Origin of the sequence: Roseibaca calidilacus (assembly GCF_001517585.1) — a bacterium.
Classification (GTDB): Bacteria; Pseudomonadota; Alphaproteobacteria; order Rhodobacterales; family Rhodobacteraceae; genus Roseinatronobacter; species Roseinatronobacter calidilacus.
Genome location: NZ_FBYC01000004.1, coordinates 692,664 through 707,107 on the forward strand (window position 1 = coordinate 692,664; position 14,444 = coordinate 707,107).

The window sequence follows — 14,444 nt, forward strand, 5'->3', positions numbered from 1 at the left end:
CCAACCATGGCTGACTACACCGTGAATACCCCCAAGGCGTATCACCAACCGCGCGATGGCGGCTGGGAATACAGCTTCTATTTCGCCACCGTTTTCGCGCTGGCGCTGGTTGTGGGTTTGCTGACCTGGTCGTGGCGCATCGTCACCACGGGCCGCTTGCCGCGCCTTGGGCCGTTGGGCCGCGCGCTGGCAGATGCCCGCGCGATCGCGCCGATCATCTACCGCAGCTAAGGCGCTGCCGAACACGAAATTCCTGCGGGTTTGCGCCCGTGGGTAGGGTAGGGGGCAACCCCCGCCAACCCGACCGCAGGGTGTGCGGAGCCAGTCTTATGATCCGGAGGATACTATGGCTGAAAATACTGATCTGTCGTTTACAGGTCTCACCGACGAGCAGGCCCAGGAACTGCACTCGGTCTATATGAGCGGGCTTTGGCTGTTTTCGGCCGTTGCCATCGTGGCTCATTTGGCCGTGTTCATCTGGCGCCCGTGGTTCTGAGGAGGATTGAGAAATGAGCAAGTTTTACAAAATCTGGCTGATCTTCGATCCGCGCCGCGTGTTCGTGGCACAGGGCGTGTTCCTGTTCCTTCTGGCTGCGATGATCCATCTCGTGCTGCTGTCGAACCCGTCCTACAACTGGTTCACGATTGCTGCCGAGAAATACGAGCGCGTTGTCGCCGAATAAGCATAGCGCTGCGGGCATGGGCGCCGAGCGCCTTTGCCCGTGGCCAACTTCACCATTCATTGACGGCCTTGACGGCCGCCGCACCTTAGCGGAGGGAAGCATGGCGCTGCTGAGCTTCGAGCGCAAATACCGTGTGCCGGGTGGCACATTGGTCGGCGGAAACCTGTTCGACTTTTGGGTCGGGCCGTTTTACGTCGGTTTTTTCGGGGTAACGACCGTGTTCTTCGCGGTTCTCGGAACGCTCTTGATCTTTTGGGGGGCCGTGCTGCAAGGCACCTGGAACCCCTGGCTTATTTCAATCAATCCCCCACCCCTGTCCTATGGGTTGGGTCCGGCACCGCTGCTTGAAGGCGGGCTATGGCAGGTTGTGACCATCTGCGCGATCGGGGCCTTCGTGTCTTGGATGATGCGCGAGGTCGAGATCTGCCGCAAACTGGGCATGGGCTATCATGTGCCTTTCGCCTTTGGCGTGGCGATCTTTGCCTATATCACGCTGGTTGTCATTCGCCCCGTGCTGATGGGCGCCTGGGGGCACGCGTTCCCCTATGGTATCTGGACCCATCTCGATTGGGTGTCGAATGTCGGCTATACCTATGGCAACTTCCACTATAACCCGGCGCATATGATCGCGGTGACCTTCTTCTTCACCACGACGCTGGCGCTGGCGCTGCATGGCGCGCTGGTTCTGTCGGCGGCGAACCCGCCCAAGGGCCAGATCATGAAAACCCCTGACCACGAAGATACGTTCTTCCGCGACCTGATCGGGTATTCGGTCGGCACGCTGGGCATTCACCGTGTCGGGCTGCTGCTGGCGCTGAATGCCGGGTTCTGGTCGGCAGTCTGTATCGTCATCTCGGGCACCATCTGGTTCGACCAGTGGGTCTATTGGTGGGATTGGTGGCTGAACCTGCCTTGGTGGACGGACATCGAAGGAGGCGTCAATGGCTGAGTATCAGAACATCTTTACGCAAGTGCAGGTGCGCGCGGCCCCCGAAATGGGCATGGTTGAAGGCGTAGAGCTGGAAAACCGCACCAAATCGGCCAGCTTTTCGACCTTGCTTGGCTGGTTCGGCAATGCGCAGCTTGGCCCCATCTACCTTGGCACGCTGGGCGTGATCTCGCTGGCGACGGGCCTGATCTGGTTCGTGATGGTGGGGATGTGGTATTGGGATCAGGCCGGATATAACCCGGCCGTGTTCCTGCGCGACCTGTTCTGGCTGTCGCTGGACCCGCCCGCGCCGGAATATGGTCTTAGCATTCCGCCGATGCGGGAAGGGGGCTATTTCCTTCTGGCATCCTTCTTCCTGCTCATCTCTGTGATGACATGGTGGGTGCGGACCTATCTGCGCGCCGAAGCCTTGGGAATGGGCAAGCATGTGGCTTGGGCGTTCGCCTCTGCCATCTGGCTGTTCCTTGTGCTGGGCCTGTTCCGTCCGCTCTTGATGGGATCATGGTCCGAAGCCGTGCCTTACGGCATCTTCACCCATCTGGACTGGACCAACCTGTTCAGCCTGCGCTACGGCAACCTGTTCTATAACCCGTTCCACGCGCTTTCGATCGTGTTCCTCTATGGCTCGGCCCTGCTGTTCGCCATGCATGGAGCAACCATTCTGGCCGTATCCCGCTTCGGCGGCGACCGCGAGCTGGAGCAGATCGTGGACCGTGGCACGGCATCGGAACGGGCGGCCTTGTTCTGGCGCTGGACCATGGGCTTCAACGCCACGATGGAAGGTATCCACCGCTGGGCTTGGTGGTTTGCAGTTCTGACCACGCTGACCGGCGGGATCGGTATTCTGCTGACCGGCACGGTCGTGGATAACTGGGCCATCTGGGCCGAAGACCGCGGCTACCGGCCCACCTACTGATCGAGGAGGTCAACATGGCACAGCATGACTACATCAACGAGACGCCCGGCCAACGGCTGCGCAACTGGATCTTGTCGGAAATGCTGCGGGGCGCAGGCTATGCCGCCGCGGTGCTTCTGGGGATCGGTGCCATCATCGGGCTGATCTGGGTCGTCGGGCAGTTCCTGCCCGAAGACAGCAAGAACGCGCCGCCGCCCATGCCCTATAGTGCATTGGAAGCGCCGGTTGCGACTGCCACGGCCTAACGCCGGTCGGTCAAAGAATTGGGGCAGGGCGGTCACGCCCGGCCTGCCCCCCAAAGGGTTCGAACCATTAGCCGGTTCGAACACGGGCCGTGACGCCCGGTTCCCTTTCCTGTTGGCGACAGGAAACTGGTGCCGTGCGGGCCAAGCCCCACGGCATCTTTTTTCATATAACCCCGCCGCATCGAAAGGGAACCCCCATGGACCAAAGCCGCACCCCGCATCTGGACCGTGTCGCAGGCCCCGCCGATATGCGCGATTTCGACCTGTCTGAACTGACCGCGCTGGCCGATGAATTGCGGCAGGAAACCATTGAAACCGTTAGTCGCACCGGCGGGCACCTTGGGTCATCGCTTGGCGTGGTGGAACTGACCGTGGCCTTGCACGCCGTTTTCCGCACCCCGTTTGACAAGCTGATCTGGGACGTTGCCCACCAATGTTACCCGCATAAAATCCTGACCGGCCGCCGCCACCTTATGCACACGCTGCGGCAGGAAGGCGGGCTGTCCGGTTTCACCAAGCGCTCTGAGTCCGCGTTCGACCCGTTCGGGGCGGCGCATAGTTCTACCAGCATTTCGGCGGCCCTTGGCTTTACCATTGGCCGCGATATGGGCCAGCCCACGGGCGATGCGATTGCGGTGATCGGCGACGGCTCCATCACCGCAGGCATGGCCTATGAGGCGTTGAATAACGCAGGCGCCGAAGGGCGGCGGATGTTCGTCATTCTCAACGATAACGACATGTCCATTGCCCCGCCCGTGGGCGCGATGAACAGCTACCTCAATCGCCTGAACGCGCCCCATGCATCGCTGTCCGAAGTGGCCCAGGGCTTCATGTCGGCGCTGCCGCAGTCTTTGCGCGAACAGGCCTTGGCCGCGCGCGCCCGCGCCTGCGGCGGCCCGCCCGATGCCACGATGTTCGAGCATCTGGGCTTTACCTATATCGGCCCCATTGACGGCCATTCCATGCCCGACCTGATGGCCACGCTGCGCATGGCGCGCGACCGGGCCGAAGGGCCGGTGCTGATCCATGTGCGCACGGTCAAGGGCAAGGGCTATGCCCCTGCCGAGGCGTCGGGCTGTTGCTATCATGGTGTGTCGAAATTCGACGTGGCGACCGGTGCGCAAGCCAAATCCAAGCCCAATGCGCCCAGCTACACGGGCGTTTTCGGGCGCGCTCTGACCGATGCGGCAGCGCGCGACCCCAATATCGTGGCCGTCACGGCCGCCATGCCCGGCGGCACGGGGCTGGACATCATGCAACAGCGCTTCCCGCGCCGGGTGTTCGATGTGGGCATTGCCGAACAACACGCCGTCACCTTCGCGGCTGGCATGGCGGCAAGCGGGCTGAAACCTTTCTGCGCGATTTATTCCACCTTCCTGCAACGCGGCTACGATCAGGTCGTGCATGACGTGGCGCTGCAAGGCCTGCCCGTGCGCTTCGCCATAGACCGCGCCGGGCTGGTGGGCGCGGATGGCGCGACCCATGCGGGCGCGTTCGATGTCGGCTTCATGACCAACCTGCCGGGCATGGTGGTGATGGCCGCAGGGGATGAGGCGGAACTGGTGCACATGACCGAGACCGCCGTCGCCTATGATGACGGCCCCATCGCGCTGCGCTACCCGCGCGGCAATGGTGTGGGCGCGACCATGCCCGAGCGCGGTCAGGTGCTGGAAATCGGCAAGGGCCGCATCGTGGCAGAGGGCGAGCATGTCGCCTTCCTGTCCTTCGGCGCGCATCTGGCCGAAGTGCTGCTGGCCGCCGAGGCGCTGGCCGCGCGCGGCATTACCTGCACCATTGCCGATGCCCGCTTTGCAAAACCGCTGGACCATGCGCTGATTGACCAACTTATACGCCATCACGCAGCGGTCGTGACGGTCGAACAGGGCGCGCAAGGCGGCTTTGGTGCCCATGTTCTGCACTACCTTGCCAATTCCGGGCAGTTGCAATCGGGTGCCGCCTTGCGCTGCATGACGCTGGTTGACAGATTTATCGAACAGGCCAGCCCCGAAGTGATGTATGCTAATGCCGGGTTAAGTGCGCGCGACATTGCCGCCACGGCTTTGCAGGCCATGGGGCTAGAGGCATTTCCGGCAGGAAAGACGCAGCCGCTGCGTGCCTGACCTGAACGAGAAAACGACAGGAAGGGATTGGATTACATGGCACATTCGGAATTCAAGAACGCCCCGCCGCTTTATGGCTGGGCCATTGCGGTTGCGGCTGGCGCGCTGATGTTCGGCGTCTCGCTTGTGGCGCTGGATCTGGGCGCAATAGCCGCCGTTGCGGTCGGGGCCGTTGTGGCGCTGATCGTGGGGGTGATTTTCACGCTGGCGGAAAGCGCGCCCAAAGGGGCGGCATCGGCACCTGCAACCCCGGTTGCGGCCCCCGCGCCCGAACCCGCCGCCCCGGCACCGGTGGCAGAGCGCGTGGCCACACCGGCTGCGCAACCCGCCGCGCCGGTTGCAGACGCCAGCGACACGCCCGCCGCTGCCGCGCCCGAAGCCTCTCCGGCGCCCGAACCGGAACCCGAACCCGCACCTGCCGCAGAGGTCGCGCCCGAACAGCCCAAGGGCCTTGACGCCCCCATCGGGGCCAAGGACGACCTGAAACGCATCAGCGGTGTCGGTCCTGTGCTGGAAGGCAAGCTGAACGCGCTGGGCTTTTTCCATTTCTGGCAGATCGCGCGCTGGACACGGGCAGAGGTCGATTGGGTTGATGGTTATCTCAGCTTCAAGGGCCGGATCGACCGCGACAACTGGATTTCGCAGGCTGCGAAACTGGCGGAAGATTCGCCCGCACGACCGCCCGCCTAAGCCTTGCTGCGCCTTTGTCGCGGGCCATATTCCGGCCCGTAACATCGCGGCAAAGGGCAAGATATGGTCAACGCACCCCCCATAACCACCGGCCGCGCGCTGGATTTGTTGCTGGCCGGTTGGCAGGCGCAAAGCGCAGGTGCGCTGACCGCAAGCTGGATGCTGCATGGCCGCCCTGGCATTGGCAAAACAGAGGTGGTGCAGACGCTGGCGGGCCGCATTGGCGCGCGGTTGTTTGACCTGCGCCTGACAACCATTGAACCGCAAGACCTGCGCGGCTTGCCGTTTTTCGACATGGACCGCCAGCGCACCATCTGGTTCCGGCCAGAGGATTTGCCCGATGACCCCGCCACCCCGTCGGTGCTGTTTCTGGATGAGCTGACCGCCGCAGCGCCCCAGTTGCAGCCCACGGTTTACGGGCTGCTGCAAGAGCGCCGCGTCGGGCCGCACCGTTTGCCCGACAGTTGTTTCGTGGTCGCGGCGGGCAACACGGTCGAGGATGGCGCGATTGCCTATGAGATGGGCAGCGCGCTGTCGGACCGCTTGGTGCATCTGAACCTTGTGGCGGAAGCAGGCGATTGGGTGCAGGGCTATGCCGTGCCGCAAGGGCTGGACCCTGCGGTCATTGCCTTTATCCGCACGCGCCCCGACCTGCTGGACACGAATGAGGCGGCGCTGCGCCGCGGCGATATGATCGCCTGCACACCACGATCTTGGGCGCGGGTGTCGGCGCTGATGCGGGCTTTGCCGGACCGTAGCCTGCGCAACACCGCCATTGGCGGCGTGCTGGGCGAAGCGGTGGCCGCCGAATTCCTGCTGATCGCGGATGAGATCGCGGCGACGGTGCAGATTGACGACCTGCTGGCGGCCAAGCCAAAGGACCGCCCTGCGCTTTATCCCCCTTCCATGCACGGCATGACCGCGTTGATTTATGCGCTGGTGGCGCGGGCGGATGCGGGGAATATGGGCGCTTGCATAGAGATCATGGCCGAAGCGCGGTCCTTGCGCGACGCACCGTTCAACGCCATGCCCTTGGCCGAACTGGGCGCGCATGGCTTTGAGATGCTGATCCGCAAGGCGCTGGACAATGACATGGCAGAGGCATTTCTCGACTCACCCGCCTATGCCGCCTATGCCGAGGAACGGCGCGCGGCGGGGCTGGAATGACCCATTCGGCGCGCGCAACCCGCGCGCTGCAAGCGCTGACCGAAGCGGACCCGGCGCTGGCGGCGCTGTCGCTGTGGTGCCAGCATCGCGACGCCGAGGGGTTGGAGGCCCCGGCGGAAACCACCGGCACGCTTATCCGTTATGGCCCCGGCTTCGCGGCCCTGCCAGCGCATGAGCAATTGGGGCTTGCGGGCCATCACATTCTGCATGTGGCGTTGCAACATTCCGACCGCATGGCCGCCATGGAAGCGCGCATGGGCGCGGGCTTTGCGCCTGATCTATGGCAGATCGCATCTGATGCCATCGTGAATGAAGCGATTGAACAAGCAGGCCATGCGCTGCCGCGCCCGGCTTTGACGCTGTCGAAACTGCTGGTCCGCTTGAACGAACAGGGCGGGCTGGCCGATTGGGATTGCGAGCGCCTGTATCGGCGCATGGCCGACACGCCTGAAGGTGCGGGCCGCGCGCGCAGGCAAGCACAAGAAGACGGCCAAAAGCCCGACCTGCGCCCCTGCGGCGCGAATGGCGGCGGCAAAGGCAACGATACCGGCGGCACGGGCCAAGCCGAATGGCGCGCGCATCTGGCGCGGGCCATGGCGGCGGGGGCGACGGCAGGGTTCGGCTTGGGGGTGTTGGGGCGGCGCATGGCCGACTGGCCCGCCCCACGCACCCCGTGGGAGGTGGTGCTGCGCCGCTTGCTGGCGCGCGCCACGCTGCGCCGCCCCAAACCGGCACCCCTTCGCCCATCCCGCGCATGGCTGGCCGGGGCAGGGCGGGCCTTGCAGACCAACGCCCCCCTGCCACCCTTCCAACCGCGCATGCGCTGGCAAGGCGCGGCCCCGCGCATTGTGTTAGCCCTCGATTGTTCCGCGTCGCTGGCGGATGATAGCCTGCGGTTGCTGCTAGCTGAAGTGCAGGCAATTGCGCGGCGCGTGCAGGCGTCGCTGCATTTGTTGAGTTTTGACGAAGGGCTGCACCATGACATGGCGCTTGACCCTGCGACCGCCCGCGCCACGCTGGCCACGCTGGAGTTGCCCCAAGGCGGCGGCACCGATTTTCGGCCCGTCATGGCACGCGCGGCGGAATTGGCGCCATCGGCGCTGGTCATCCTGTCGGATATGGACGGGCCGATGGGCGCGCGCCCGCGCTTTCCGGTCATCTGGGCCACGCCGCAGGCCGACCCAAAGCAAGCGCCGTTCGGGCATGTGCTGTCACTGAGCGCCTGAGCGCGCGGCCCTCATTGCCGCCAATCGGGCATGGGCAGAGATTTCACGCGCGTCCAATCCGATATCATGCAGCGCGATCTTGCGGGCAAGGCCGATTTTCTGCAAATCCCGCTCGGTCAGCGGCGGTTGGAACAACGTGCTGTTCACCAGCGCGCGTTCTTCTTGCGTCAGGTCCAGAATTGCCGGGCCGTCTTCGGATTGCACCGACACCAGCGACAGGGGTGCGATGCGCAGCATCTCGGATTGTTCGATGACCAAATGCAGCCGCCCGGCTGCGACCCCGCGCCCGGCGGCAAGTTTGGTCAGGATGCGGCGCGCGCGGCTGCGCAACAGGTCCAAGCCGCGTTCGGCCTCTGCCTCTGACACAAGTGCTGCGCGCTGGCCGGGTGGCACGCGCAGCAGGCGCGCTTCGACCAGATAGATCAGGATCAGCATGGGAATGGGGGCTTGTGCAATAGCCAGCGCATAGTCGCGCCAGATAAGTGTCGCCACCACGAAGGGCATAAGGGCTGCCATATAGCGCAGAAATTCCACCTCGAACACCAGCCGCGCCCAAAGCGACAGGCTGCCGCCCCGCGGCCAAAGTGCCGTGCGCCCCATGAATTTGCGCGGCACTTGCCGAATATGCAGCGCGCCGCGATTGGCGACGGTGGATCGGGTCACAAGGAACATGCGCCATAACTGCGCTGTGCGCGCGCACTGTCAAGTTTCGCTTTCCCTGCGCGTGCTGGGCGAAGACCCGGTTGCGGGTGTGGGCTTGCCGCATGTCTGCGCCGGGTCCGGGCATGACCTGCTGTCACAGTCCGACAGTGACGGCGCGCAGCTTTATGTCATCCGGCAGGGTGGGTGTTAGCCGTCTTCGCCATGCGCGCCGCGTTCGCGGTAGGGCGTTGTGTCATAATGCGCGCGGTAGCATTTTGAGAAATGCGAAGGCGAGGTAAAACCCGCCGCCAAGGCCACGTTGATGACGCTCATATCGGTCTGCATCAACAGGTTGCGCGCGCGCTCCAACCGCAATTCCATGTAATACCGCTTGGGGCTGCGGTTCAGGTAGCGGCGGAACAGGCGTTCCAACTGGCGGGTGGACATGTCCACGGCTTCGGCCAGGTCGGATGGGCTGATCGGGTCTTCGATATGGCTTTCCATTATCTCGACCACGCGGGCCAGCTTGGGGTGGCGCACGCCAATGCGCGCGGGAATCGACAGGCGTTGCGTGTCGCGGTTGGTGCGGATCGCGGAATAAACAAGTTGGTCGGCGACCGCATTGGCAAGGTCGCTGCCATGTGCTGACGCGATCAGCGCCAAGGTCATATCCAGAGAGGCAACGCCCCCCGCCGCCGTCACCCGCGCGCCATCGACCACGAAAACAGAGCGCGCAAGGTCCACTTCGGGAAACTCCTCTGCCATGGCGTTGAAGTTTTCCCAATGGATGGTCGCGCGCTTGCCGTCCAGTAGCCCTGCCTTGGCCAGCGCCCAGGCGGCGGTGCAGACCCCGCCAATGCGGTTGCCATAGCGCGCGCGCTTGCGCAGCCATGACAGTACCCCGGCATGGGTTGCGCGCTGCACATCGACCCCGCCACAAACCACGATCAGGCTGTCGGCGGGCAGATCGTCCATCTTTGATGTGACGGTAACCTGTGTGCCGTTCGAGCATGTCACAGCTCCGCCGGTTTCGCTGACAAGCTGCCATGTATACAGCGTTCGTCCGGCAACCCGATTGGCCAGCCGCAAGGGTTCGATCGCGGCGGCGAAGGCGATCAGGGTAAAGCGGTCTAGCAACAAGAACGCCACATGGGCTGGGCTGGTCTGGCTGGAAGGCTGGGACATGCTGGACGATCACTGAAGTCGCGGAGTTGCGCGACACAATCAGGTTTCATTTTCTCGCGCAAGGGCAAACGCATTTGCAAGCGGGGGATGGCTTTTGTATAGGGGCGGCAGGCGTGACGTGGTTGCGCAATCAGTTTCCCGGAGGGCATGATGACACAAGACTGGACAAAATCCTCATGGCGGCAAAAACCGCGCATCCAGATGCCCGACTATCCCGATGCAAACGCACTGGCGCAGGTCGAGGCGCGATTGGCCAGCTACCCGCCGCTGGTCTTTGCCGGTGAAGCGCGCGCGCTGAAACGCAAACTGGGCGCGGCCGCACGCGGCGAGGCGTTCTTGCTGCAAGGCGGCGATTGCGCCGAAAGCTTTGCCGAATTCAACGCCGACAGCATCCGCGACACGTTCAAGGTGCTGTTGCAGATGGCGATTGTGCTGACCTATGGTGCCAAGGTGCCGGTGGTGAAAGTGGGGCGCATGGCGGGCCAATTTGCCAAGCCGCGCTCTGCACCGATGGAAACCGTGGGTGGGGTAGAATTGCCCAGCTACCGGGGCGACATCATCAACGGGTTCGATTTCACGCCAGAGGCGCGCATTCCCGACCCCAGCCGCATGTTGCAAGCCTACACCCAAGCGGCAGCCAGCCTGAACCTGCTGCGCGCGTTTTCAACCGGCGGCTATGCCGATATGCACCGCGTGCATTCCTGGACGCTGGGCTTTGCCGAGGGCGACAAGGCCGAACGCTACCGCGAGATGACCGCACGCATTTCGGATACGCTGGATTTTCTGACGGCTGCCGGGATCACGTCGGAAACCAGCCGCGATCTGGCCACGGTGGATTTCTACACCAGCCACGAAGCGTTGTTGCTGGAATATGAAGAAGCGCTGTGCCGCGTGGATTCGACCAGCGGGCAGAATATTGCCGGGTCCGGCCATCTGATCTGGATCGGCGACCGCACCCGCCAGCCCGATGGCGCGCATGTCGAATTCTGCCGCGGCGTGCAGAACCCGATTGGCCTGAAATGTGGTCCCTCGCTAAGCGCGGATGACCTGAAAGTGCTGCTGGCCAAGCTGAACCCGGAAAACGAGGCCGGGCGCCTGACCCTGATCGCGCGCTTTGGCGCGGGCCAAGTGGGCGACCACCTGCCGCGCCTGATAAAAGCGGTGCAGGAAGAAGGCGCGAATGTGCTTTGGACCTGCGATCCGATGCATGGCAATGTCATCAAATCCTCGACCGGGTATAAAACCCGGCCCTTCGATTCCATCCTGCGCGAGGTGCGTGAATTCTTCGCCGTTCACAACGCCGAAGGCACCATTCCCGGCGGCGTGCATTTCGAGATGACGGGCAAGGATGTGACCGAATGCACCGGTGGGCTGCACGCTGTCAGCGACGAAGACCTGTCGCAGCGCTACCATACCGCCTGTGACCCGCGCCTGAATGCCAGCCAGTCTTTGGAACTGGCTTTCTTGGTGGCGGAAGAATTGCTGGGCCGCCGCGAGGCACTGGCCGCGGCCATGTAACCACGCGGCATAGCAAAACAGGGCCGGGCGGCGCAGGCCGACCCGGCCCTGTTTACTGCTTGCCCCCGATGATAAGCCGCAGCTTGGGCGCGCTGTCCTCTGTTGCGGGCGCAGCAATGGCGGTGGAAAACCGGCGCGGACGCCGCCCGATCTGGCCACGCCGCTCTAGCACGCCCAGAACATGGGTGATCCGCCCGTCATCCCCGGTCAGCGGCATCAGGGCCAATTGCGCCGTCATCTCTGGCTGGCCGAAACCCGGTTCGGCCTGCAAGGATAGGGTGGCGCGCACCCCGCGCCCGACTTGTTCCAGCGCGGTCATGATATCCGCGCGCGCCGCTGTCCCGAACAGCGTTGTCAGCGGCATTCCGCGCAGGTCCATGCCCATGACATCTTCCACCCCATGCCCGCACAGCCGGATTCGCGCCACGCGCGCGCTGACAAATTCCGCAAGGAACACATGCGGCAAGGCTTCGGCAAAGGCGCTTGGGCTGAGCGCCCCGCGCGCAGGCAGCGCATGGCGCGTGCGCAAACTTGCCCAATGGCCGCAGACCTTGGCAATCAAAGGGAAGTCGCCTTCGGTTTCTGGCCGGCGTGGGAAGATGGTGTCACTCATGGTCGGTCTCTTTACGCAAATGGTGCCGGGCACCGGGTTTCATCATTGGGCAAGATCGCTTAACGCGACCTTAATAGTCCAAATTTTGTCCATTTTCTGCCACAATCTTGGCAAAGGGTTAATTGCTCCCGTCGCGGGCGCGACACGCCGATGCTGAATGCTGTGACCGGTTTTACCTCACTAGCCAAAGACCGCCAAATCTTCGGGCAGGGCTGGCGTTCGGAAATGGCAATGTGCGTGGCCCATGGCAGGGCGCTGAAGCGGTTGCGGACTTTGCCAGAAGCCTATGGTTTCATTGAAAAATAACACCATAATCAGCCTTTGGGACGCATTGCGCGGGGCGTTGGTCCCGGTCTTCGCGGCCGCGTGTTGACCCGCGCTCTGGGCATCTTTGCGGCGGATTGTGCTGCGCGCCAAACTCTGTCCAAGCCCGCTGCTCGGGGGCAGCATTATGCGGCCCCAACCGGCCTGATCGCGCGCGCGACACCCACGCTGGTGGTTCCAAAATCGCGCAGCATGCACCGCCACGGCCATGATTCTGCCACGATTGGCCGGGCAGATTTGGGCAAGCACCTGCCCGCAGGTTGCTGTCCGCAGACTTGACCCTGTGGTGTCGGAATTCGACCACAAGCCCAACACCCTCTGCGCCAAGGCCCGGTATATGGAGTTGACGCGCCTTGGTCTGGCGTTGAAAAGCGTCTCCGAGCAGATGCGCAAGCAAGTTCAGAACCTGGAGTGAATGCATGATCCGACGCGGGCTTCTTATTATCCTGTCATCGCCGTCGGGTGCGGGTAAATCCACCTTGGCCAAACGGCTGATGGCGTGGGATGACAGCTTGCGGTTTTCCGTATCCGCGACCACCCGCCCCCCGCGTGCGGGAGAGGTGGACGGGCGCGAGTATTATTTCCGCAGCCATGACGAATTCGCCGCCATGGTCGCGGCCGGAGAGATGCTGGAACATGCAGAGGTGTTCGGTAATTTCTACGGCTCGCCCAAGGGGCCGGTGGTCGCGGCGATGGAAGCGGGGCGCGATACGCTTTTCGACATCGACTGGCAGGGCGGGCAGCAGGTGCGCAATTCCAGCCTTGGCAAGGATGTGATCTCAATCTTTATCTTGCCGCCCTCGATTACCGAACTGGACCGCCGCTTGCGCAGTCGCGGGCAGGATAGTGACGCGGTCATCGACGACCGGATGCGCAAATCCCGTGATGAGATAAGCCATTGGGCCGAATATGATTATGTTTTGGTCAACGAGGATCTGGACGCCACCGAAGCAAGCCTGCGAAGCATTATCGAGGGTGAGCGCCTGCGCCGCGACCGCCAACCCGGCCTGAACGAGTTCGTGCGCGGCCTAAACGCCGAATTCGATCGCAACCGTGGATAAGGTGGCCTCTTAATTTTTAGACAATATTTTTTGGGTAGTTTAGTTCCATGTGTTGGGGTCAGGGGCGGTTCGCATGATCGTTTTGCATCTTATTGTTGCCGTGGTGTTTGCCTTAGCCGGCTTGGCCTACGGGCTATTGCTTGGCATGTCGGCGGGTCATATCGGCGTGCTGTATGGCCTGTGCGGGGCATTTGGCCTGTTCCTGTCCATTGCTCTTCAACTGGCGCGCAGCGATATGTCGGTTTGGGCGCGTAAATCGGCGCAACGCGGGTAGCTTACCCCTTGCTGCCTGTGCTGTTGTCGTAGCATTGCGCAGGGGCAAAGGGCAGGCGGGCATATGAACAAAGCAGCACATCGGGACGCAGCGGCCAAACGTCGGGCCGTGGCGCATGTTGCGGGCGGTGCACAGGCAGCGCAGCGCGCCTGCGCGGTGATTTCTGACATCTTGGTGGCCCGCTTCGGCGCGCAACTGGGGCAGGTGGTGCTGGCGGGCTACATGCCGATGCGGTCCGAAATCTCGCCCCTGCCGGCAATGCTGGCGCACCCCGGCCCGGTCTGTGTGCCGGTTATCACAGCACGCGCAACCCCGCTGGAGTTTCATCGCTGGAGCGCACAGACCCCCATGCAGCGTGGCCAATTCGGTGCCGATATACCTGTTACCGCTGATCTGCTGGTGCCGGATGTGCTGATCGCGCCGCTGCTGGCCTATGACCCGCGCGGCTACCGCTTGGGCTATGGCGGCGGGTTTTATGACCGCACCCTCGCGCAGTTGCGCGCGCGCGGCCCTGTTTTGGCCATCGGGCTGGCCTATGGCGCGCAGTCCCAGCCAGAGGTTCCGATCGAGCAGACGGATGAACCGCTTGACTTGATCGCGACCGAGGAAGGGCTGGTGACAGTGCCGGGGCGTGCCGAGCCGGGCAGCTTGTGTTGAGGCTTGGGGCGCACAGAACCTGCCCCGGGGCTTGGGGCGCGCAGTGCTGGCCGCGCGGCGGTGCGGTCGCCATATCCGATAGGTGCGCATTTGGCGCGGGCGACTGAAGGTCGGCATTCGCCACGATCTTTCTGACCAAGGCGGCCACAATTAACCGGGCCTACGCGCGGTGCA

Annotated in this window: 19 protein-coding genes; 16 read left to right on the plus strand and 3 right to left on the minus strand. The window is 63.4% G+C overall.

The features are described from left to right. Nucleotides 1–6: 6 nt before the first annotated feature. The 10 genes from pufQ to AWT76_RS06910 all read left to right on the plus strand — a co-directional run bounded on the left by pufQ (nucleotide 7) and on the right by AWT76_RS06910 (nucleotide 7,996). Nucleotides 7–231 (plus strand): cytochrome PufQ, encoded by a 225-nt coding sequence (gene pufQ, locus AWT76_RS06865; protein ID WP_072245682.1) that lies wholly within the window; start codon nucleotides 7–9, stop codon nucleotides 229–231. A gap of 115 nt (nucleotides 232–346) precedes the next feature. Next, a complete protein-coding gene (gene pufB / locus AWT76_RS06870; protein ID WP_072245683.1) occupies nucleotides 347–496 on the plus strand; it encodes a light-harvesting antenna LH1, beta subunit in 150 nt (49 codons plus the stop codon). A gap of 13 nt (nucleotides 497–509) precedes the next feature. Further along, a complete protein-coding gene (gene pufA, locus AWT76_RS06875; protein ID WP_072245684.1) occupies nucleotides 510–683 on the plus strand; it encodes a light-harvesting antenna LH1, alpha subunit in 174 nt (57 codons plus the stop codon). A 100-nt stretch (nucleotides 684–783) separates the two neighbouring features. Continuing rightward, nucleotides 784–1,632: a photosynthetic reaction center subunit L gene (gene pufL / locus AWT76_RS06880; protein ID WP_072245685.1), complete on the plus strand. Its 849-nt coding sequence runs from the start codon at nucleotides 784–786 to the stop codon at nucleotides 1,630–1,632. Next, nucleotides 1,625–2,548, plus strand: coding sequence for a photosynthetic reaction center subunit M (pufM, locus tag AWT76_RS06885; RefSeq protein WP_072245686.1), 924 nt, complete (start codon nucleotides 1,625–1,627; stop codon nucleotides 2,546–2,548). The genes pufL and pufM overlap by 8 nt, the downstream gene beginning before the upstream one ends. A 14-nt stretch (nucleotides 2,549–2,562) precedes the next feature. Next, entirely contained in the window at nucleotides 2,563–2,793 is a 231-nt protein-coding gene (gene pufX / locus AWT76_RS06890) for an RC-LH1 core complex protein PufX (protein ID WP_072245687.1), read from the plus strand. A 197-nt stretch (nucleotides 2,794–2,990) separates the two neighbouring features. Continuing rightward, on the plus strand, nucleotides 2,991–4,913 hold the full coding sequence (gene dxs / locus AWT76_RS06895; RefSeq protein ID WP_072245688.1) for a 1-deoxy-D-xylulose-5-phosphate synthase: 1,923 nt from the start codon (nucleotides 2,991–2,993) through the stop codon (nucleotides 4,911–4,913). 36 nt (nucleotides 4,914–4,949) lie between these two features. After that, nucleotides 4,950–5,603: a hypothetical protein gene (locus AWT76_RS06900; protein ID WP_072245689.1), complete on the plus strand. Its 654-nt coding sequence runs from the start codon at nucleotides 4,950–4,952 to the stop codon at nucleotides 5,601–5,603. Between the two features lie 63 nt (nucleotides 5,604–5,666). After that, nucleotides 5,667–6,770, plus strand: coding sequence for an AAA family ATPase (locus AWT76_RS06905; protein ID WP_072245690.1), 1,104 nt, complete (start codon nucleotides 5,667–5,669; stop codon nucleotides 6,768–6,770). Continuing rightward, the gene (locus tag AWT76_RS06910; protein ID WP_072245691.1) at nucleotides 6,767–7,996 is read left to right on the plus strand and encodes a vWA domain-containing protein; all 1,230 of its coding nucleotides are present in this window, start codon (nucleotides 6,767–6,769) and stop codon (nucleotides 7,994–7,996) included. Before AWT76_RS06905 ends, AWT76_RS06910 begins: the two co-directional genes overlap by 4 nt. Here AWT76_RS06910 and AWT76_RS06915 read toward each other — a convergent pair. After that, complete coding sequence (locus AWT76_RS06915; RefSeq protein WP_072245692.1) at nucleotides 7,982–8,668, minus strand: hypothetical protein; 687 nt, start codon at nucleotides 8,666–8,668, stop codon at nucleotides 7,982–7,984. The two genes, AWT76_RS06910 and AWT76_RS06915, sit on opposite strands and share 15 nt — an antisense overlap. On the opposite strand from AWT76_RS06915, the gene AWT76_RS16930 reads away from it, so the two are divergent. Beyond that, entirely contained in the window at nucleotides 8,667–8,849 is a 183-nt protein-coding gene (locus AWT76_RS16930; RefSeq protein ID WP_072245693.1) for a sulfurtransferase TusA family protein, read from the plus strand. The genes AWT76_RS06915 and AWT76_RS16930 overlap by 2 nt on opposite strands. On the opposite strand, the gene AWT76_RS06925 is transcribed toward AWT76_RS16930, so the two are convergent. Then, the gene (locus AWT76_RS06925) at nucleotides 8,846–9,823 is read right to left on the minus strand and encodes a GlxA family transcriptional regulator (protein ID WP_072245694.1); all 978 of its coding nucleotides are present in this window, start codon (nucleotides 9,821–9,823) and stop codon (nucleotides 8,846–8,848) included. The two genes, AWT76_RS16930 and AWT76_RS06925, sit on opposite strands and share 4 nt — an antisense overlap. A gap of 150 nt (nucleotides 9,824–9,973) precedes the next feature. Between AWT76_RS06925 and AWT76_RS06930 the strand changes: the two genes are divergently transcribed. After that, on the plus strand, nucleotides 9,974–11,341 hold the full coding sequence (locus AWT76_RS06930) for a class II 3-deoxy-7-phosphoheptulonate synthase (RefSeq protein WP_072247560.1): 1,368 nt from the start codon (nucleotides 9,974–9,976) through the stop codon (nucleotides 11,339–11,341). 52 nt (nucleotides 11,342–11,393) lie between these two features. Here the strand turns inward: AWT76_RS06930 and AWT76_RS06935 are convergent, their stop codons facing one another. Continuing rightward, nucleotides 11,394–11,954, minus strand: a complete 561-nt coding sequence (locus tag AWT76_RS06935) for a PAS domain-containing protein (RefSeq protein ID WP_072245695.1) — start codon at nucleotides 11,952–11,954, stop codon at nucleotides 11,394–11,396. Between the two features lie 532 nt (nucleotides 11,955–12,486). Here AWT76_RS06935 and AWT76_RS17180 point away from each other — a divergent pair. The 4 genes from AWT76_RS17180 to AWT76_RS06960 all read left to right on the plus strand — a co-directional run bounded on the left by AWT76_RS17180 (nucleotide 12,487) and on the right by AWT76_RS06960 (nucleotide 14,270). Continuing rightward, nucleotides 12,487–12,693, plus strand: coding sequence for an endoribonuclease YicC domain-containing protein (locus AWT76_RS17180; protein ID WP_072245697.1), 207 nt, complete (start codon nucleotides 12,487–12,489; stop codon nucleotides 12,691–12,693). 4 nt (nucleotides 12,694–12,697) lie between these two features. Continuing rightward, nucleotides 12,698–13,339: a guanylate kinase gene (gene gmk, locus AWT76_RS06950; RefSeq protein WP_072245698.1), complete on the plus strand. Its 642-nt coding sequence runs from the start codon at nucleotides 12,698–12,700 to the stop codon at nucleotides 13,337–13,339. A gap of 73 nt (nucleotides 13,340–13,412) precedes the next feature. Next, on the plus strand, nucleotides 13,413–13,613 hold the full coding sequence (locus AWT76_RS06955) for a hypothetical protein (RefSeq protein ID WP_072245699.1): 201 nt from the start codon (nucleotides 13,413–13,415) through the stop codon (nucleotides 13,611–13,613). A 63-nt stretch (nucleotides 13,614–13,676) separates the two neighbouring features. After that, complete coding sequence (locus tag AWT76_RS06960) at nucleotides 13,677–14,270, plus strand: 5-formyltetrahydrofolate cyclo-ligase (protein ID WP_072245700.1); 594 nt, start codon at nucleotides 13,677–13,679, stop codon at nucleotides 14,268–14,270. Nucleotides 14,271–14,444 lie beyond the last annotated feature (174 nt).